Raw genomic sequence first — 21,317 nt, forward strand, 5'->3', positions numbered from 1 at the left:
GCTATTTTCATGGTTTTGCTTGAGTTTTGTTGAGTTTAAGGTTATTTATTTATCTAGTAAGGAACAATAACGACTGTAATCGGTCAAAATCAGATATTGAAGCTTTCGATGTCAATAACCTGTTTTAGGAATGAGTATTAAATGCCATCAATTAAATCTATAATCAAAACTAGTTTTATAGCAATTTCAATTTCAGCATCACTTAGTTTAATAGCCAATACTAATAATGCTACCAATGAAAAGAGTGTTGATGTCGCTTCACTCCATGAGCCGCAGATGCTCGATTTGTCACCGAGCCCTGTACACCATCAAGCAAGTCGCTATATTGCTAAATTTATTACTGATTACCATTACGCAAAACCACAACTTGGTAATGAGGAATCGGTTAAAATATTAGATGAATATATTGAATTATTAGATGGTAATAAGGCTTATTTTCTGGCTGAAGATATAAAGAGTTTTCAACAGTATCGCTATAACATGGACAACTCAATTTTGACCGGATGGTTAAAACCTTCATATCATATCTATAGTGTGTTCCAAAAACGATGGTCTGAACGTAACCAATATGCACTTTCATTACTTAAAAAGGAAATGGACTTTACTAAAAAGGAATCATTTCTTTTTGACAGAGAAGAAGTCAACTGGGCGGTGACATCTGAAGAGTTAGATGAGTTTTGGCGCAAAAGAGTGAAAAGTGACGCATTAAATTTAATTTTAGCTGACAAGAGCTGGAAAGAAGCGGTTGAAATATTGGAGAAACGCTACAAAGCAGCAATGAGAAGAGTTGCTCAAATCAACAGTGAAGATGTTTTTAGTTACTTCATGAATGCATATGCAAGAACGGTTGATCCGCATACTTCCTATTTTTCACCAAGAACTGCTGAAAACTTTAACATTGATATGAAGCTTTCACTAGAAGGTATTGGCGCAGTTCTTCAGTCTGATGATGTCTACACAAAAATAAATCGTATTGTTGAAGCTGGTCCTGCTGACAAGTCTGGTGAACTATCGGTTGATGACAAAATTATTGCTGTAGGCCAAGGGAAAGAACCATTAGTTGATGTGGTTGGCTGGCGCTTAGATGATGTTGTTGATCTGATACGAGGTGATGCAGGAAGTATAGTTAGGTTGCAGATAGAGCCTGCTAATAGCAGCGTTGCAGGAAAAACCAAGATCATTTCAATTGTCAGAGAAAAGGTTAAGTTAGAAGAGCAGGCTGCAAAATCTGAAATAATTGAAGTTAAATCAAATGGAAAGATCCAGCGAGTAGGGGTTATCGACTTGCCCAAGTTTTATGTTGATTTTAGAGCTAAATATGAAGGTAAGAAAGACTATAAAAGTACAACCAGAGATATTCGAAACCTCATTGATACAATGAAGCAGGAAGGTGGGTTGGATGCACTAATAATTGATTTACGTTCTAATGGTGGTGGAGCTTTAGATGAAGCAGTCGCTTTAACAGGTTTATTTATTGATCAAGGACCCGTAGTACAAGATAGAAGCGGTCGAGGGCATATTGATCTACTCTCTGATACTGATTCAGGTACGGCGTGGGATGGACCACTAGCCGTTTTAGTTAATGGTTCGAGTGCTTCAGCATCAGAAATTTTTGCTGGTGCTATTCAAGATTATGGCCGAGGTTTAATTGTTGGGGAACAAACTTTTGGTAAGGGGACGGTTCAACGTGTTTTAGATCTAAACCAACAGTTCCGCTCAGAAGGTAATGCTTTTGGTGCATTAAAGTTAACTATCAATAAGTTTTATAGAATCACTGGAGAAAGCACCCAAATGAAAGGGGTTATTCCTGATATAGCTTATCCAGATCCTTATTCAAGAAAAGATTTTGGTGAGAAAAGTTATAATTCTGCGTTAAAGTGGGATGTTATTCCTGCTGCTGAATATAAGCGAACAGGTGATTTTAATGAGTATATTGCTCCTTTAACAAAGAGCCATCATGAGAGAATCAAGAAAGACCGAGAGTTTCAATATATTATCGCTGATATTGCAGAGATAAATAAGAGAAGAGAGCAGAAATCGATCAGTCTTAATTTAGCTGAGCGTAAAGATAAACATAAGCAAGATAAGCAAAAGCAATTGGAGCGTGAAAACCAAAGACGAGCTGCTTTAGGTAAAAAACCGGTGCTAGAAATTGATGAAGATACTGAGTTGGTTGAAGCTGAAGACAGTAAGTTACATGAAACAGCTAACATACTTGTTGATCTTATTTCATTGAAACAGCATCAAAAACTAGCGGATCTGAATAAAGGCTCTTAGTTTATTCAATTTTCTAATGCTAAAAGGGCTATATGCCCTTTTTTTATTGGTGTCAAATTGCGATAATGCGGCGCACTATTTTTTAATACCCTAAAGTTATTTGGTTGTCATGATTAGCAAATCATACAATCGATACTGATTTCAACTTCAACTAAGTACAAATGCCAATGCTAGTATCAGATATTCAGAAAAAAAGCTTATTTACAGCAATTAAAACGCCATTTACGGCATCAGGTCAGATTGATATAGAGCGCTATGACTTTTTAATTAAGCAACAAATAAAGTTTGGGGTCGATGGGGTTATTGTTGGTGGAACGACTGGAGAAGGGCATTTGCTAGATTGGGAAGAGCATTTAATGCTGATATCTCATACGGTTAATCATTATGGTGACGATTTAGTGGTTGTTGGTAATACGGGTAGCAACAACACTCGAGAAGCCATAAAAGCAACAAAATATGGTTTTGCATCAGGTATGCATGCTTCTTTGCTGATTAATCCATATTATGGAAAAACAACAGAAGAGGGAGTTTATCAACATATAAAGCATTCTTTGGATTTGGGGCCTGCGTTTATCTATAATGTGCCTGGGCGTACAGGCCAAGATATTCCTGCAGAAATCATACGCAAATTAGCGTCTCATGAAAACTTTGTTGGTGTAAAGGAGTGTGCGGGTAATGAAAGGATCCGACAATATGAACAAGAAGGCATTGCTTGCTGGTCAGGGAATGACGATGAATGTTTTGATGGACGTCACCAGTATAATAGCCATGGTGTGATCTCTGTTACATCTAACCTTGTTCCAGGTATTATGAGAGAGTTAATGGATAACCCTGACAGCACGAGAAATCAAGATTTAAATCCGCTCTATCAATGGCTATTTGATGAGCCGAATCCTGCACCATTAAATACCGCACTTGCTTTAACTGGAGCTAGTTTACCAGTAATACGACTACCTTATTTACCATTAGCTAAAGCTAAACGAGAGGCTTTCTTAACAATTATAGAAACAATAGAGAGTTCTCAGGTTGTTGGCGATAAGCGTTTAGCGTTGGAAGATAAAGACTTTATTTCAATCGTCTAAACTTTAACTGCTTTTCTACTGGCCGAGTTAGCAGCTCAAATTTTACTCGGCCACCTATCTTTTAACTAAACTCATAAGTAGACACACCTTTACTTAAAGTGAGCATTGAGTTGAAGTCAACTTAAGCTTCATTGATTGTTTGTTTTAAAAATAAGACAAGATGCTTCTTAACCCTATAAAATTTTAGCCTTAAAAAATTTTAATATTAGAGAGAGAAAAGGCATAATAATTTTTACTTAACTCATACTGACTTTTGATTATGCTAAAAGCCAGAGTAAATTTTTTCTTGATGAAATTGTTAGTTTATGGCTATCTATTTTACTGTAAAAAAAGCTGTTTTATAGGCATATTCTTACAACATTTTTATTGCTTGGACAAGTGTAAGATTAAAAAAAGATTTCAACAGAAGTTGTGGATAAGTTTGTTTATAAATATTGTATATACGATTTTTACCCTATTATTACGGTGTTATTACAAGTTGAAGAAAAATTATACAAGCGAAAAAAAATTATTTTAAGGATTTTTTCTTTCTAAAATATTATCACAATATATATAAATAAAATTCAACAAGTGCTATGCTGGAGCATAATAAATATTAATAATAAAACATCTTTTTTATTCCTAAAACCTCATGAAATGTATCGTAAGCGCACAAGCCAAAAACTTTTTAGGTGATATTAAGAAGCCTGAATTTAGTGCATTAAATAACCTGGTTATTATTTCATGTGACTATTTTGTTGACTATTATCAAGATTCTTTATACGAAGAATTAGGGATCTCTCATCCGAGTTTTTTTCCTAATGCTGTTACAAAGCGTAAAGCAGAATACCTTGCCGGACGTTATACCGCGATCTCCGCATTAGCAGAGATTGGTCTTTGGGAAAAAGAGATCCCTACTGGAGAACATCGAAGCCCTGTTTGGCCTTCTTCTGTCGTTGGTTCTATTTCACACACTAAATCAGTTGCAGTAAGTGCCGTTGCATACCAAACAGACTATGCTATTGTTGGCATTGATGCAGAAAACTGGCTTATGGAGCAAACAGTAGAACAAATTCAAAAGTCTATTCTTAGACAAGAAGAGGTTGGATTATTAAAAAGATCTACTATGGACTATGTTCGGGCCTTTACCTTAGTTTTTTCAGCAAAAGAGAGCCTGTTTAAGGCATTATATCCTCAAGTTGGTCATTATTTCGACTTTATGGCTGCTCAAATTATTGAGCTATCTGTCGAGAAGCAAAAATTTAAGCTGGTACTTACAGAAAACTTAACTGATCAACTCTTGCAAGGAAGTTGCTTTTCTGGGCAATTTTCATTTAATACTCAAGGTATTACCACCATAATTGTCGGTTGAATGTCATATTCTCCCATAGAGCATTTTTCATATTTTTTTGAATTATTAGCCTATAATATATGTCATATTACTATTTTGAATAGAAAAGGCTTATGAGCAGTGAAAAGTTAAAATTATTGACCATTTTAATTTGAGACTGATTCAAGAGCTACTTATAGAGCAATATGATATAACAACTTGTAATAGTGGTAGCAAGTGTTTAGAAATTGTTAAAGAGTTAACTCCTGATGTTTTCTTATTAGATATAAAAATGCCTGCAATGGATGGTTTTGAATTGTGTCAAAAATTAAGAAGCCAGCCTGCTTTTCGTCATACACTCATCATTTTTTTAAGTCGTTTAGATAGCTTGGAAGAAAAAATAGCTGGTTTTGATTCTGGTGCCGATGACTTTATAACAAAACCTTTTCAGATTGATATTTTGGCTAAAAAGCTAGAAGCTAATCTTAAACGAATAAAGTCGGTCGAGGCTAGTGTTGCACAAACATTGGAAAAAACAGCAGTTAGTGGAAGTGAAATTAGCCAGATTAATTATTTTTTTGAACAACTAAACCAGTGTCGAGATTATTATACTTTGGCTAAACATTTATTGGATAGTTGTGAAGCTTTTGGAGTAAGTGCTGCTATCCAAGTAAGAGGAAATGGCGCAGATACTATCAATATGAGCACAACAGGAGTTGTAAGTCCTATAGAAATTGAGTTAATGGAACAAGAAATATCGACAGAGCAAGTGCCCCACTTTAATCATCTCTGTTTATTTAATTTTGAGTTTGCAAGTCTATTAGTTAGAAGAATGCCATTTGATAAAGATAAAGTGATGCATTATCGAGAGCTTCTTTCTTTATTAATGAATGGATTTAATAATCGTATGTACTGCATACAATTGGAAATTGCATATCAGAAAAAGCAAGTCAGCCATATCGTTAACGTATTAAAAGATAGTAAAGAAAAGCTTGGAGTACTTCTGTCTGGTTTTAAAAAACAAGACTCTCAAGCAATTGCTGTCATTGAAAATTTATTGACAGAAATGGTTACTGCATTTCCACACCTTAATATCAATGAGGAAAAAAAGAACAATAAGCGTAGTTAATAATAAAGATGAGTCTTTGTTTTTGAATAAAATCATGTGAATTAAGTTAAATAGCGTTCTGAATTCATGAGACACTTTAGCAAACTCTTCACTTTTTTATCTAGTAGCTATTCAACTTCCAGAGTTCTATTTACTACTTCTACTTTCAGTTGTTGAGAGCGTTTGGTCAATTTCGTATGTAACTAAACGTGTGTATTACTAATCCTATGAACTCTAAGTCTAGTAATAAGTATTAAAACACTGAGTTTAGCATAAAGATAACAAAAGAGGCTTTCGAAAAATAATGTTTTCATATTATACTTACTAAAATTTTTTGTGTGCTGACTGAATCTATCATAAATGACAAAAATTACTCATTATGACTTATGGAAACAAGTTTTTTCGATACCCTCAGGTGAACACTATAAGCTCACTTTTGGCTCACTTACAACCTATATTAGTCATCAAGAAGGTGATTGGCAGTTTCGTTACTTGTATTCAACAGAAAAAGAAGATGAAATAGAACAAAAAATTGAGTTTTCAAGCCATGAAACTCCTGTTCCCGAATATAGCCAACTTACAAGAATTATTCATGCTAATCCCATTCAAGATGCTATTATCAATAAACAATCAAATTGTGATGGCAATCTGGCTAACCTTAGTAAGATATCTTTTCAACCACAGCTAGCTAATCGAAGTATAGTGGCAAAACCACACACACCATTCTATCTTCCTGCTCAAGAAAGTGTCACTATTTACTTAAGTACGCCCGTTTGGTTGGCTATAAAAATAGGGGAAGTGAGTCAACCATTGTTAGAAATTCCGAGTTTTAAGCTGTCTGACACCTGGTTTGGTCCAAGACCTCATATTGGTGAGCTGTGTTATGCCAGTCAATTTAGCGGACGAACAAACTTTCAATTATTGCCTAAGCGAATGAGTCGAATTATAACACCTGTCCAAATTATCAATAATGGAAAGGAAAGCTTAAAATTAGAAAAAATAGCTATTCCTACTGCTTATTTAACTACTTATCTAACAGACAGTGGTGAATTATGGACATCTGAATTAAAAGTTTTGTGTGAGAGAGATAAAAAAGCTCCATTAGTAAGTACAGCAAAGAATTTACCTTCACATGTAGCTAATGCATCTTTAATTAGCGAACCAAGAGAAAAAGACGCTTCAGGGTTAATTAGTAAAACATTAGATAGGCTATTTTCTTAGGGGAATTGTAATGGCTTGGATCAATTATTTTATTGCTGCTTTATTAATTCTTTGCGGCGCTGCGATTGCAAAAGTTTTATCGCATAAAGGAATTAGTTATTTAGAGTCTAAGTTTACAATTAAGAACTCATTAATTATGCGCCGCTTAATATTTTATACAATAATAACCCTGTTTATTATTATGGCACTTAGTCAATTAGGAGTGAAGTTAGGTGTACTACTGGGCGCAGCAGGAATTTTTTCTGTGGCGGTTGGTTTTGCTTCTCAAACTTCTATGTCTAACGTGATTAGTGGCTTATTTATGTTGGGTGAGGGCACAATTGCTGTCGGTGATATGATAAAAGTAGGTAATACAATGGGAGAGGTTATTAGTATTGATTGGTTATCGATTAAATTACGTACACCAGATAATACTTATGTAAGGCTACCTAATGAAACCATTATCAAATCTGAAATGACCAACTTATCAAAATTTGCAATTAGGAGGTATGACTTAAACTTTTCAATTGCTTACAAGGAAGATATTGTTGTCGTTAAAAATCTAGTATTAGATTTGGTTCGAAATGAGCTTAATTGCTTGGTCGATCCAGAACCTATGGTTGTTTTAGAAGGTTTTGGAGATTCTGGCATTAATTTGCGTTTAGCCGTTTGGGCAAAATCAGACGAGTTTGTTAAATTTCGCAGTGGCTTAACCGAGAAAGTTAAGGCTATACTAGATGCAAACGGAATTGAAATTCCATTTCCACATGTGAGTTTATATGCAGGCGAAAACTCATCCCCAATTAAAGTAATGGTCTCTCAAGAAGATAAAAACTGTTCCTAAAGACGATTTCTATAATAGTCAATTGAGGCTTTTCAATACCAATAACTCAGTATTGAGTTTGCTATTCTCTTATTTTTGAGTTTATCTTAGTAAATTGTACTTCAGATTAAGTTTTCTCTTAATTATATTTTTTGAGCTATAATTTTAACTAGCAGACCAAGTCCAGTGTAGAAATAAAGTCTTAGATTGGCATTTAATAAAGTAACGACTACTTTTATACAATGCTGCTCAATAAATCATACAAGTCATTTTTGATAGGTATATATAAAATAATCGCAAAACATAATAATGTTAGCTACATTATTGTTTTATAAGGATATGTAAATTTTATAAGGTAAATACCATGATAAAAACCGAGACCGAAACAGAGCTGACCAACACACAACAAGCTTCTGATTATGCTCGAAGTTTAATTGAAGCGAGCCTTGATCCTTTGGTTACCATAAGTCCTGAAGGTAAAATAACTGATGTTAATCAAGCTACGATTAAGGTTACAGGTATAGCGCGCGAAGAACTTATAGGAACAGACTTTTCTAATTACTTTACCGAACCTCAAAAAGCACGAGAAGGTTATCAAAAAGTATTTGATGAAGGTTCTGTTATTGATTACCCACTAACCATTCGCCATAAAAATAAACAATTGACTGACGTACTATATAATGCATCGGTCTATAAAGATGAAAATGGTAACGTACTAGGTGTTTTTGCTGCTGCACGTGATGTTACCGAACAAAAACAGGCCTCGCAGTATGCACGAAGTTTAATTGAAGCAAGTCTTGATCCTTTAGTCACAATAAGTCCCGAAGGTAAAATTACCGATGTTAATCAGGCAACGATAAAAGTCACAGGGCTTGCTCGCGAAGAACTTATAGGAACAGATTTTTCTAATTATTTTACCGAACCTCAAAAAGCGAGAGAAGGCTATCAAAAAGTGTTTGAAGAAGGTTCTGTCATTGATTATCCATTAACCATTCGTCATAAAAATAAACAACTAACAGATGTACTTTATAATGCGTCTGTTTACAATGATGATAAAGGGAATGTGTTAGGTGTTTTTGCTGCTGCACGTGATGTTACCGAACAAAAACAGGCTTCGCAATATGCACGAAGTTTAATTGAAGCAAGTCTTGATCCTTTAGTCACAATAAGTCCTGAAGGTAAAATTACCGATGTTAATCAAGCAACGATTAAAGTTACAGGCCTCGCTCGAGAGCATTTAATTGGCACTGATTTTTCTAATTATTTTACTGAACCTCAACAAGCTCAAGCTGGATATCAAAAGGTTTTTGAAAAAGGGTTTGTTACTGATTACCCCCTGACAATAAGAAATAAAGATGGAAGGTTGATCGATGTTTTATATAACGCATCTATCTATAAAGATGTTGGTGGTAATGTATTAGGGGTTTTTGCAGCGGCAAGAGATGTGACTGCTCAACGCCAAGCCGAAGCCGAAGTGGCTGAACAACGACAGAAAGAATTAGAAAGGCTGGCAGAGTTAGAAAGGTTTAGAAAACTGACTGTTGGACGTGAGCTCAAGATGATTGAATTAAAAAAAGAAATTGAAGAGCTACGCAGAAACGTCATAAGAACTGAGTAAAAATGCCAACTATTAGTCATTCAAAACTAAGCAACCCCGTTGTTGATATTAAACTGCGGGAGTTAGAGCAAATGCAAAGTGCAACTTTAAATATATTGGAAGACTTTGACGCAGAAAAAAAATCTTTAAAAGAATTTCAAAGAGCATCTTTCAATATTTTAGAGGATCTCAATGAAGAAAAAAATCATTTACAGAAAACCCAAAGTGCTGTAATGAATATGCTAGAGGATTTTGATGATGAAAAAGCGCATATGGAGGAGTCGCAAAAAGCAACTTTAAATATACTGGAAGATTTTAATGTTGAAAAAGAAAGGTTAGAAGAAACACAAAAAGCAACGCTGAATATATTGGAAGATTTTAATGCAGAAAAAGAAAAAGTAACGAAAGCTTATCTAGAATTAAAAGAAGCAGTAAAGGCTCGCGAAGAAGCAGAAAAACTTAAGTTTCACCTGGCGTCAATTGTCGATTCTGCCGATGATGCTATTTTTAGCAAAGATCTTGATGGAACTATATCTAGTTGGAATAAAGGCGCTGAAAAGCTTTATGGTTATAATGCCAGTGAAGCGATCGGTCAACACATTTCTTTTCTTGTACCTAAGGCACAAAGAGATGAAATAGATATGTTGATGAAACAGGTTTTAAAAAATGAAAAGGTAGAACATTATGAAACAGAACGATACTGTAGTAATGGCGCTGTGATTAGTGTTTCTCTAACTCTGTCACCAATTATAGATTCATGTGGGAACGTGATTGGGGTGTCGACCATTGCTAGAGATATAAGTGAAAGAAAAAGGGTTGAGTCAGAACTTTTAAAAGCTAGAGACCAACTTGAATATAGAGTGAAAGAAAGAACGCAAGAATTAGAAAATGAAAGAGAAGCTTTAGCTAAGTCAAATAAAGATTTAGAAGAATTTGCATATATTGCCAGTCATGATTTAAAAACACCATTGCGTAATATACAAAGTTTATCTTGTTGGATAGAAGAAGATTTAGCTGGTGTTATTACTGAAAGCACGCAAAAATATATGGGGCATCTAAAGAAAAGAGTAGAGCAGTTGAATTCTTTGTTAGATGACTTGTTAGAATACTCTCTGGCAGGACGAAAAAAAGAAGACTCTATTTTAGTTGATACTCAAAAGTTAATATTGGATATTGTTTCTCTTTATCAAAATGAACAAGTTGAAATTAAGCTTGATGTTTTAAATGTTTTGCCTGTATTTAAAACACAGAAAACAGAATTTGAATTGGTGTTAAGGAATTTAATTAATAATGCAATAAAACATCATGATAAAAAACAAGTTAATCTGACTGTTACTTGTTCAGAAAAAAAAGATAGTTATATTTTTTCAATAGCTGATGATGGTCCAGGTATACCTAGTAACTATCATGAAAGAATATTTGGTATGTTTAAGAAACTCAAACCTCAAGATGAAGTTGAGGGTAGTGGTATGGGATTGGCTTTGATAAAACGTATTGTTGAAAGTCAAGGCGGTGAAGTTAATGTTATCTCTGAAGATGGCTATAGAGGAACAGAGTTTCGTTTTGAAGTAAAGAAAATATAAAAGAAAAAACAAGAGAGAATAGATAGAGAGTTTTAAAACTTGTAAATAAGGCGTAAAGGTATTATGGAAAAAAATACAGTTAATATTTTACTTGTTGAAGATAATGAAGTTGATGTAATGGATGTTAAGCGAACTTTTAAACAAGCAAAAGTCTCTAATAATATTTATGTTGCAAGAGATGGAATAGAAGCATTAGAAAAATTGCGAAATGATGATGTACCATCGCCAAGAGTGGTTTTGATGGATATAAATATGCCAAGGCTAGATGGTATTGAATGCCTGCAAGAGATTAGGAAAGATAAAAAATTGAGAGGAACAGTAGTGTTTATTTTAACAACATCATCCGCAGATAACGATAAAATACGGGCTTATGAGCAGAATGTTGCTGGTTATATTGTGAAAAAAGAATCCGGAAATTCATTTTTAGAAGTCGTCACTATGTTAGATAGATATTGGAGTATAGTTGAGCTGCCTTGCTCATAAATAGTATTAATATGAATATATTAATTATTGATGATAATGAAATTGATAGAGAGGTGGTAAAGAGAACACTCTTCAAAGCTAATATTGCTTGTAGTTTTGAAGAAACAAACTCTGTTGATAAAGGTCTTTCGATGCTTAGATGTAAGCAATTTGATTTGGTTTTATTAGACTATTTAATGCCAGAAAAAGATGGCATTGAATTACTCATAGAATTAAAAAATGATCCACTACCCAATGCAACAGCAATAGTGATGCTTAGTGAGTTTGAGCAGGAAAAGCTTGCCATTGATTGCCTCAATGCTGGGGCGCAGGATTTTTTAGTTAAATCGAAGATAACGGCATCTCAATTGTGGAGAAGTATCGTTCATGCAAAAGTACGCTTTGAGCTTGAGAAAAGATTAGTAGAAAGTTATCAATATGCAAAAAACTTATCTGAATATGACGCTTTAACAGGTTTGTTGAATAGACTCTCTTTTGATAAGGCTAGGCAAATTGCAATAACTGGTTTGCCAAGAAAAAAAATGATTGCCTTAGTATTGTTTGATATTGATAATTTTAAATTTATTAATGATACATATGGTCATCTCGTCGGTGATGAATTGCTAAAACAAATAGTTCGGCGGGTTCAGGGGAGCTTGCGAGGTTATGAGTTGTTTGCTCGTTTAGGAGGCGATGAGTTTGCTTTAATGTTATCTAATATAGAAAGGTTTGACGATGCTAGTATGATTGCTCAAAGAATTCAAGGAACTTTCATTAAACCCTTTATAGTGGAGAATAACAGTATACAAAGTTCATGTAGTATTGGTATATCCTTCTATCCTTATGGTAACAACAGTTCAGAAGAGCTTATTAAATATGCTGATATCGCATTGTATCGAGCTAAAAAAATTGGTAAAAGCCAAATCTGTTTTTTTGAAGAGAGTATGCAAGTTAAATTTGTAAAAAATTTTAAAGTTGAACAAGACTTAAAGTTGGCATTAGCTAATCAGGAATTTCATCTTGAATATCAACCTATTTATAATATAAATACAAACCTAATTTGTGGATTTGAAGCTTTGATTCGATGGAGTAAAAATCAAACGATACTTTATCCAGATGAATTTATTCCAATTGCAGAGCAGTCAAATATTATTATTGAAGTAGGACGGTGGGCATTAAAAGAAGCGATTAGTCAGTTATCTTTTCTTAAGAGTGAAGGTTATCAAAATCTAAAAATGGCAGTCAATATTTCATTTGCTCAACTTTCTGATTTAGGGCTAGTTGAGTTTATTAACGGCTGTCTTCAAGAGTTTAATGTTAATGCTGAAGATATCGAGCTGGAAATGACCGAGACAGCATTACTTAGTGAGTATTCAACGGTTAACCAATGTGAGGTTGTTCACGATTTAAACCGTCTTGGGTGCTCTATTGCGCTTGATGATTTTGGAACAGGCTACTCTTCGGTCTCGTACTTACAAAAATTTCCAATCGATAGGGTAAAAATAGATAAATCTCTAACGGTTAACTTTGAAAAGAGTCAAACCAAAAAATTAATACATGCTTTAGTTAAAATGTTATGTTCTTTAAATATCAAGATTACCATTGAAGGCGCTGAATCAAAATCATGCATTGATTTTTGTCAAAGCTTAGGGGTGCAAAATGTACAAGGGTTTTATTTGTCAAAGCCAGTACATCCAACAATGCTCCTTGAACTATTGAAAGATAAAGGTTAAGTAGACTGCATAAAAATGACTATACGTTAATGAATTAAGCGACTTACGTGTAACTTTCTCTTTATTACCTAGTTAACAATAAAAATAATCATTAAATAATTGATAAACCTCATAAGCCTTATGTGAAATGTTGTTGTTGCACTCAAGCCAGTCTAAATGTATTTTGTTGGTGTTTCAATCTTATGTTTACTATGTGATAATCATAGTGTTATTTTAATACAGTATAAATTAAAAAATAGAGGCTCTTTTTTGGATAGCAACCCTAAAGCAATACAGGTCATTCGCCAACAAATTAATGTTTTTAATGAGCAACTCGAGCTGAATTTTAGAACAACTCCAATTGAATCATTATTAGAGAATAGAGCATCATTTATTGATGGTGTTTTAATTGAATTATGGGAACTATCAAATTGCCCAGAGAAATCTCTATCACTTAATGCTGTTGGCGGATATGGCAGAAAGACACTTCATCCTCATTCAGATATTGATATTTGCATATTATATGACGGAACACTAACAAAAAATGATGAAGATAACTTACAAGTATTTATTACAAAAGTGTGGGATTTAGGGTTAAAGCTTGGTCACTCAGTACGTTCTTTGATAGAAAACGAACAAGAATGTAAAAAAGATATTACTGCTGCAACTAACTTACTTGATATTCGTTATATTTGTGGCAACTCAAATCATGAAATGCAAGTAAAGCAAGCTATTTATAGTAATCGGTTATGGACAAGAGAACGCTTTTTTAATGCTAAATTGGATGAGCAAAAAAAACGCCACAAAAAACAAAATAACCAGTCATTTAAGCTCGAGCCTAATTTAAAAGATGGACCTGGTGGTTTGAGAGACATACAAACTCTATTTTGGGTTTCAAAGAAATCTTTAGCTAGTTCAAACTTAAAGTTATTACGACAAAAAGGACATCTTCATGCTGATGAATATGCCGAGTTAATTGAAGCACAAAATTTTATATGGCGTGTACGCTGGGCTTTACATAAAGTAACAGGAAGAGATGAAAACAGAATGTTGTTAGAATACCAAGCTGAAATTGCTTCGTTACTAGGGTTTGGAGACTCGAATAACTTTGCGATTGAAAAAATGATGAGACAGTTGTTTCGTGCATCTAAACGGATTAGAGAAATCAATCAAATGGTATTGTCATTTTTAAAACATGATGTTTGTTCTTCTGGAGCGATCAAAATAGAAACGATTAATCAAAATTTTGAGTTGCAAAATGGCATGCTGAATGTGCGTTCAGAAGATGTGTTTGTATATCGTAAAGAAATACTCGTTATGTTCAGAATTATCGCTCATTCTACACAACATGAAATAAAAGAAATATCACCAGAAACCATCCGGTTGATGAGACAAGCCAGAAGACGTTTGTTGGGGGATTTACAAGACTTTGAAGAGTGTAGAAGTGAATTTATTAATATTTTAAATGGTTCTGGTCAGTTAAAAAATGCACTTGCTCTTATGCATCATCATGGGATCTTATCGGCTTACTTGCCACAGTGGCGTGAGGTTGTTGGCCAAATGCAGTTTGATATGTTTCATGCTTATACAGTTGACGAACATACTTTTCAGACGATTTCAAACGTTATTGAATTAACCTCGAATAAAAATTCTGAAAAGCATTCTGAGTTACAACCTTTATTCTCTAAAATAAAACAACGCTCTGCACTATTAATAGCCGCTTTATTTCATGATATAGCTAAAGGTCGAGGTGGTGATCATAGCGAGCTTGGGATGGTGGATGCGCAACAATTTTGCTTGTTTCATAATGTTAAGCAAACTGATACAAATTTGATTACATGGCTAGTTGAAAATCATTTGCTGATGTCAATTACTTCACAACGACAAGATATTCATGATCCAGAAGTTATTCGAAACTTTGCCAAGCTTGTCGGTACTCAATCTAAGCTAGATGCTCTTTATTGTTTAACTGTTGCCGATATTAATGCAACAAATGACAACTTATGGACTAGCTGGAAGGCCAGTTTAATGGAAAAACTTTATCTATCAACTAAGATGGCTTTAAGAGAAGGGGTTGAAAATGTTTTTACTGTTCGAGAGAAAGTGAAAGAAAGGAAAAGAGAAGCGCTTTTCGAATTGGCAGAAATGGATTTGTCAACGGAGTCTGTTTTGCAATTATGGAAACAGTTTACTATACCTTTTTTTAGCAACTTTCAAACAGAAGAAATCATCTATTTTACTCAGAAGTTATTAACTAATGCGAAGTATCAAAGTTTTATTTCTCTTAGTGAAGAAGCTATTGATGGGTGTACATGCATATTTGCCTATATGCCCGATAGAGATGGTATTTTTTCAGCGCTTTTTAGTACTTTGTCAACGTTAAAGGTTGAGGTTAAAGATGCTCAAATTACAAAAACTAGAGATGGCTTTGTTTTAGAAATTATCAAAGTATTAGATTTTAATCACGAGCTGATTTGTTCAGCTATCAGAAGACAAGAAATAGAACAGCGGCTTTTAGATGTTTTAATACATAAAAAAATGGAACCAACATTGCCAATTCCTAAGTATTTGCATACCTTTGAAAATAAAATTGATATTGAATATTTAAGTACAAGAAAAAAACATCGAACTTTAATTAGTATTACTGCACTTGATAACCCAAGTTTTATGGAAAGAATTTGTCAATGTTTTCATGATTTAAATATTAAAATACATTCAGCAAAAATTAGTACCATTGGTGAAATGGTTGATAATGTATTTTTGGTATCTGATAAAAACGATGATGAATTGAGCCATAAAGATAAAATTAAACTTGAAGCAAGACTTCAATGTCAGGTTGTTCCAGATTTAGTTGAGCCGTGAACTTTATGTTGAGTACTTATGCTGAAAAGTTATTATTTAACGTACTAACTTATTTGGTTAGTAAACGATGTTTGTTTCTATCAGAATTATCCTAAGAACCGGCATATTGGTTAAAGCTTCCATATAAATTTTCACTGCTGGTCTATTTTTAGTAGCTGAAGACTCTAATTATTTGACCTAGCGAAAGGTGAACGCACTGAAAGTTCGAAGTGTTCGCCGACTTGTTGGCAAGTAGACCTTTAATTTCCTCACAGTAGATGTTCGCAGTCGGGTAAAACTCTGTTTTGTCAGTTTTTTGAGAACTTTCTACTTTACCGTTTAGGTGTGGCGAGCCGGGTTTATGGACCTGAACTTTATGCCGTTTTCCATGAGTCGTGCTTGAACTTTCTTAGCAAAGAATTACAAATCAAGATCAGTTTGTATCCGCTGAATAGGAAAAGACATTTCTTCGATGACACAATCTAAAGCTTAAAATATTTTTAGCTATGCGACGCTTATAGAGCCTTAAAACTTTATATCTGGTGCAGTCATCAACGGAAATGCACAGATATATTCCAGAGGAAATTTTACAAGTATCCATTTGAATCCTGTCGCCAGGCGTAGGTCGTTCATAACGAATGAATTCAGCTTTTCTCCTGAGCTTTTTCAGTGGTTTTACTTTATTCCTAGTTAAAACTTTATGAATGGTAGCTAAAGAATAGCTTATTTGTTCTTTTAGTAGAACTTAATCCAGGTTAATCTTTGACGAATTTCTTTGTTCATAGATAACGTTAAAGAAGTCTACGCAATTTTACTAACAGTATTTGATACTCCTGAATTAGAGATTTTCTTTTTCAGAAATAATGTTCTAGGACACATTTAGAATATCTTTGCTTAATAGGGAGGTAAAGGTTTTTATTATCTCTTTCAATATATTACAAGTTCAATAGGGTTTTAAGTTTATCTAAGTTTGAGTTTTGAGTATGTAGATTGACGTGAACGGTTTCTGGTACTTTTTAAAAGTATATTTTTTTCAACTTCTAAATTTATATGGGGCGTGATTAATATGGTTTGCAAAAAGTTATTAAGGCGTGACTAAGTTTTATCTTACTGATCTTGTCGTTAAGTTATTGTTGTCTGACTACTGTGTCCAATAATATGGGGTGGCCGAAAGTAAGAATTGTCGACAGAGTAATGGTTATTAAACTACTAATTAACTCTTGATTCAACCATAAATAATTAAGGGGTATTTTATTGTCGCTAATAGCCATGAATTTTAAATAAAATTTTAATTGTATTGTTAGGTTTGTGCTTCTCATAATTAATGCTTCGTAAAAACATTTTAAATAAGAGTAATGGTGGTTTTAATGAGAATATGTTTTTTGCATTTTGGTGGGTGTTGTTTTTTTTTGCTAAGTATCTCAAAAAAATAAAATCACTTTTCTTGATGTGATAAATAAAAACCAACAACATATTTGTTGTAAACGAGATAGCTATAAGGTAATGTATTATTTGTGAATGAGAATATTTTAAAAATCAATACAGTATTGAGATTTAATGTGATAAAAAAATACTGCGTTGAGATTTTTATAAAAAATTAATTTGTATTTAAAGTAATAATTTCTTATTGATGACTGAATAATGAAATATATAACAATTAGCTTTTTTGTTTTTGATACAAATTAAAATAACAATAATAAATGTCATAAAAAAATAATACTGATAAGAATGGAAAAAATCACAACGGAATTGTCAGGGTTTTAAATCTCTGGACGAGTTTATTAAATGGAGTGTTGGTTTTAGCAATCCTTTTAATATTTTTGGGATACATATTTTTAAGGAAATGCACTAGATGCTAGTTGCTAATGTTGATTTAACTATGAGTCATGTTGGTCTTGGAGATCTCAATGAGTATGCTCTCATGGTTTTATTTGGAAATGCTCACTCGTATAATCTTGTTCAAGGTCTAACGATAGATCCTAGTCATATAGAATCAAGTGATGGAACAACTTTATATCCTGCATACTTTATGACTCGTCTTAGAGTTCCTTTATCAAATTTATTATCAAACTTTAAACTATGGAAAACCTACACTGTCGGTGTGGATATTAAGCGGTTTGGTGAAACACTTTTGACATCAAATTACATTATTTCCAATAAAGAAGATGTTCCGCAAGATGTGGAAGCCTGGGGTTCTGAAAATTTTCCTACGATGGAAGGAAATAATTTGATCGTTGCGGAACAACTCAATAGTGGTACCGCAAAAAGAGAAGTTGCTAATCCAGATCCTCAAAAAATTGCTAAGTTAGAAAGAGCATCACGGTCTCCTGTGGGTTTGCTCCTTTCCAGAAAAGTACGAAATAATGGTTTTGATGATTTTGAGTTAGGTTCGCAGTTTCAAACAGCTGAACCCATTAATTATAAGCTCGAACCATGCAGAGATGCAGCAGATGGACATGCAATTATTTTTGCAAAATTTTCTGAGATTATGGATGTTGTTGAATATCAGTTTCTTGAACGTAGTAAAAGTGAAGGGCTATCGTCAGCTTTATTAAAACAACTGAATATTGTTGAACGTGATATTTACTATTATGGTAATTGTTATGCTGGAGAGGAACTTTCAATTAACTATAGCGCTGAAATAGAGCTTATAGAACAGGATGATATTGAAAAGGGACTAAACTATATCCCCGCTGCTTATTTAACTAATAATATTGAAATTTATCATAAAAGCTCGGGGAATTTAATTGTTATGTCACGAGCAAAAAAAATCTTTGCAATCCCTGTAAGTGAACAAGAAAATATTACAGATTTACAACGCTTTCTAAAAAAGTACTAATTAGTAAAGTTTTGTTAGTCAGTTTATCAGTTGATTTTTGATTAAATTAAAGGAATATTAAGATGAATAACGTAAAAGAAAAGATAAACCTAGTCCTTAAGAGTATTCAGGAAAGGAACAACTATTCGGCTAAAGAGTTAAATCCTGAACTAGAAGTTGTCGCTGATTTAGGATTTGTTTCCTTAGATGTTGCTGAACTTGTGGCCGTTTTGGAAATGGAAATAGGTGTTGATCCTTTTTCTTCTGGAGTTTCAATTATGAATGTGAGAACTGTTGGAGACTTATATAGAGTCTATGAAGAACAGCTCTCTGTTGCCTGTTAAGCGAAAGGAATAGGTCATTAATAATGAACTGGATGAATGAACGGATTTCTTATTTTGGAAAGCGTGCAGTCTTTATATCTGAAGGCGAAACGTGTAGTTATGAAGAGTTAGCTTCAAAACTAAATACTTGCAAAACCAAACTAATATCAAATGGGATTGTCGCAGGCGATGTGGTCGCGTTAATTGGAGACTTTAGTGCAGATACAGCAGCATTCATTCTCGCGCTTCTAGCCAATGAAAATATTATAGTTCCACTTACTAATGAGACCAAACATAAGCATGATAAATTTTATAGTTTAGCAAGTATTAAGTGGTCAATCGAATTGAGTGAGAATGGTGACGTTACGATTAGAGAATGTAATGTAAAGGAATCCCATCCTATAATTGAATCCTTGCGTAGTCAGGAAGAAGCGGGTCTTATTCTTTTTACATCAGGAACAAGCGGAGAAAGTAAAGGAGCGGTATTAAAGGCTAGTACGCTGCTTGAGCGGTTCAAAAAAGCATCGGTTTCGGATAATAAATGCATGCGAAGTATTGTGTTTTTAAAGTTAGATCACATTGGCGGGTTGAATACTCTTTTTAATATTATATTTAGTGGTGGAACAGCCATTTCTATAAAAGGGCGAACACCATCAGAGGTCTGCAATACTATTCAAAAGTATCGAGTTGAACTTTTACCAACAACACCAACATTTCTTAATATGTTGTTGCTTTCTGGTAATGTTGAAAGGTTTGATTTGTCTTCTCTAAAACTCATTACCTATGGCACTGAACCCATGCCAATGTCGACATTAAAAGCAGTTAATCAAAATTTTCCTAAGGTAAGGTTAAAGCAGACTTATGGTCTTACTGAGTTAGGTATATTCTCTACGCGTTCAAAAGACTCTGACTCTGATTGGTTAGAAATAGGCGGGCATGGTGTAACAACTAGAGTTGTTGATGGTATTTTGCAGATTAAAACACCAGCCAATATGTTGGGATATTTAAATGCTCCATCGCCATTTACGAAAGACGGGTACTATATCACAGGAGATAGAGTTCAAGTTGAAGGAAACTATTATCGAATTTTAGGGCGCGATAGCGAAATTATCAATGTTGGTGGTGAGAAAGTATTTCCGAATGAAATCGAAAGTGTATTGCTGGAAATGTCTAATGTAGAAGAAGTTTTAGTTTATGGTAAGAAAAATCCTGTTATGGGAAATATTGTGTGTGCAGATATCCGACTTAAGAAAGATGAAAGTAAGCAAGAATTGGTTAGTCGTTTGAATTCTTTTTGTCTTGGTCGTATGGAACCATTTAAAGTACCTAAACTGGTTTCTATTTCGGACCAAAGCTTTATGAGTGAGCGATTAAAAAAATCAAGAAACACTAGCGGCGTAACAAATTAATAATGGATGTTAAGTATGATTTTAATGAAAAATAAAATAGTAATTGTGAGTGGTGGAAGTCGGGGATTAGGTAAAGCCCTGTGTATTGCGTTGTTGGAAAGTGGTAACACAGTAGCAACTTTTAGCCGTTCTAAAACTGACTTTATTAAAGAAATGGAGTTAGCTTGTCCTGATAATTTTTACTGGCAGCAAGTGGATGCAACTGACAGCGCAGCACTTAAAAAATTTGTCAATTCAGTCTATCAAAAGTATGAACGAATAGATGGTTTAGTAAATAATGCTGGAGCAACTTTGGATGCTCTTTTACCAATGACAACCAATGATGAAATAGATAGTGCAATCGAGTTAAATCTTAAAGCTGTAATTGCAATTACTCGCGATGTATCTCGTGTCATGTTAAGAGAACAGTCAGGTAGCATAATTAATATTAGTTCCATTTTAGGTACAAGAGGTTTTAAAGGTGTCTCGGTTTACGGTGCAACAAAGTCTGCATTAGATGGTTTTTCGCGTGGATTGGCAAGAGAATTGGGGACAAGGAATATCAGAGTGAATGCTATTTCCCCTGGTTTTCTTGCGACTGATATGACTCATGGAATGTCTGATGCTAGAAAAAATCAAATAATAAGAAGAACTCCGCTGGGAAGGTTGGGAGAGGTTTCAGATGTAACTGGTAGCGTTCTATTTTTACTGAGTGATAGTTCGCGATTTATCACAGGACAATCTTTGGTTGTTGATGGTGGTTTAACCTGTTAAGTGTTTGGTTTATTTTTTGA

General features: G+C 33.9%; 15 protein-coding genes and 1 pseudogene. 15 read left to right on the forward strand and 1 reads right to left on the reverse strand.

All coding sequences use genetic code 11. The features are described 5' to 3' along the window. Window positions 1–141 precede the first annotated feature (141 nt). The 11 genes from ACT5E3_RS12130 to glnD all read left to right on the forward strand — a co-directional run bounded on the left by ACT5E3_RS12130 (window position 142) and on the right by glnD (window position 16,015). Window positions 142–2,277 carry a carboxy terminal-processing peptidase gene (locus ACT5E3_RS12130; protein ID WP_444998563.1) on the forward strand — a complete coding sequence of 712 codons (2,136 nt, stop codon included), beginning with the start codon at window positions 142–144 and terminating at the stop codon, window positions 2,275–2,277. A gap of 167 nt (window positions 2,278–2,444) precedes the next feature. Beyond that, window positions 2,445–3,359, forward strand: a complete 915-nt coding sequence (locus ACT5E3_RS12135) for a dihydrodipicolinate synthase family protein (protein ID WP_444998564.1) — start codon at window positions 2,445–2,447, stop codon at window positions 3,357–3,359. Between the two features lie 631 nt (window positions 3,360–3,990). Next, window positions 3,991–4,710 (forward strand): 4'-phosphopantetheinyl transferase family protein, encoded by a 720-nt coding sequence (locus ACT5E3_RS12140; protein WP_444998565.1) that lies wholly within the window; start codon window positions 3,991–3,993, stop codon window positions 4,708–4,710. A 130-nt stretch (window positions 4,711–4,840) separates the two neighbouring features. Continuing rightward, window positions 4,841–5,797: a response regulator gene (locus tag ACT5E3_RS12145; RefSeq protein WP_444998566.1), complete on the forward strand. Its 957-nt coding sequence runs from the start codon at window positions 4,841–4,843 to the stop codon at window positions 5,795–5,797. A gap of 339 nt (window positions 5,798–6,136) precedes the next feature. Beyond that, a complete protein-coding gene (locus tag ACT5E3_RS12150) occupies window positions 6,137–6,997 on the forward strand; it encodes a hypothetical protein (RefSeq protein ID WP_444998567.1) in 861 nt (286 codons plus the stop codon). A gap of 10 nt (window positions 6,998–7,007) precedes the next feature. Then, window positions 7,008–7,820: a mechanosensitive ion channel family protein gene (locus tag ACT5E3_RS12155; protein WP_444998568.1), complete on the forward strand. Its 813-nt coding sequence runs from the start codon at window positions 7,008–7,010 to the stop codon at window positions 7,818–7,820. 343 nt (window positions 7,821–8,163) lie between these two features. Beyond that, window positions 8,164–9,417 (forward strand): PAS domain S-box protein, encoded by a 1,254-nt coding sequence (locus tag ACT5E3_RS12160; RefSeq protein ID WP_444998569.1) that lies wholly within the window; start codon window positions 8,164–8,166, stop codon window positions 9,415–9,417. A gap of 2 nt (window positions 9,418–9,419) precedes the next feature. Then, a complete protein-coding gene (locus tag ACT5E3_RS12165) occupies window positions 9,420–10,979 on the forward strand; it encodes a sensor histidine kinase (protein ID WP_444998570.1) in 1,560 nt (519 codons plus the stop codon). 63 nt (window positions 10,980–11,042) lie between these two features. Then, complete coding sequence (locus ACT5E3_RS12170) at window positions 11,043–11,462, forward strand: response regulator (protein ID WP_444998571.1); 420 nt, start codon at window positions 11,043–11,045, stop codon at window positions 11,460–11,462. Window positions 11,463–11,473: 11 nt separating this feature from the next. After that, window positions 11,474–13,174, forward strand: a complete 1,701-nt coding sequence (locus ACT5E3_RS12175) for a two-component system response regulator (RefSeq protein ID WP_444998572.1) — start codon at window positions 11,474–11,476, stop codon at window positions 13,172–13,174. Between the two features lie 249 nt (window positions 13,175–13,423). Beyond that, entirely contained in the window at window positions 13,424–16,015 is a 2,592-nt protein-coding gene (glnD, locus tag ACT5E3_RS12180; protein WP_444998573.1) for a [protein-PII] uridylyltransferase, read from the forward strand. Between the two features lie 256 nt (window positions 16,016–16,271). Here the strand turns inward: glnD and ACT5E3_RS12185 are convergent. Beyond that, a pseudogene (locus tag ACT5E3_RS12185) lies at window positions 16,272–16,724 on the reverse strand (DDE-type integrase/transposase/recombinase); the annotation flags it as partial. Window positions 16,725–17,846: 1,122 nt separating this feature from the next. Between ACT5E3_RS12185 and ACT5E3_RS12190 the strand changes: the two are divergent. The 4 genes from ACT5E3_RS12190 (at window position 17,847) to ACT5E3_RS12205 (ending at window position 21,297) form a co-directional block, all read left to right on the forward strand. Beyond that, window positions 17,847–18,833, forward strand: a complete 987-nt coding sequence (locus ACT5E3_RS12190; protein ID WP_444998574.1) for an LnmK family bifunctional acyltransferase/decarboxylase — start codon at window positions 17,847–17,849, stop codon at window positions 18,831–18,833. A gap of 62 nt (window positions 18,834–18,895) precedes the next feature. Further along, the gene (locus tag ACT5E3_RS12195; protein WP_444998575.1) at window positions 18,896–19,156 is read left to right on the forward strand and encodes an acyl carrier protein; all 261 of its coding nucleotides are present in this window, start codon (window positions 18,896–18,898) and stop codon (window positions 19,154–19,156) included. A 23-nt stretch (window positions 19,157–19,179) separates the two neighbouring features. Then, complete coding sequence (locus ACT5E3_RS12200) at window positions 19,180–20,544, forward strand: long-chain fatty acid--CoA ligase (RefSeq protein ID WP_444998576.1); 1,365 nt, start codon at window positions 19,180–19,182, stop codon at window positions 20,542–20,544. A gap of 24 nt (window positions 20,545–20,568) precedes the next feature. Then, complete coding sequence (locus tag ACT5E3_RS12205; protein ID WP_444998577.1) at window positions 20,569–21,297, forward strand: SDR family NAD(P)-dependent oxidoreductase; 729 nt, start codon at window positions 20,569–20,571, stop codon at window positions 21,295–21,297. The last annotated feature ends 20 nt before the right edge of the window (window positions 21,298–21,317 follow it).

The sequence above is a fragment of the Aliikangiella litoralis genome, from assembly GCF_052495765.1.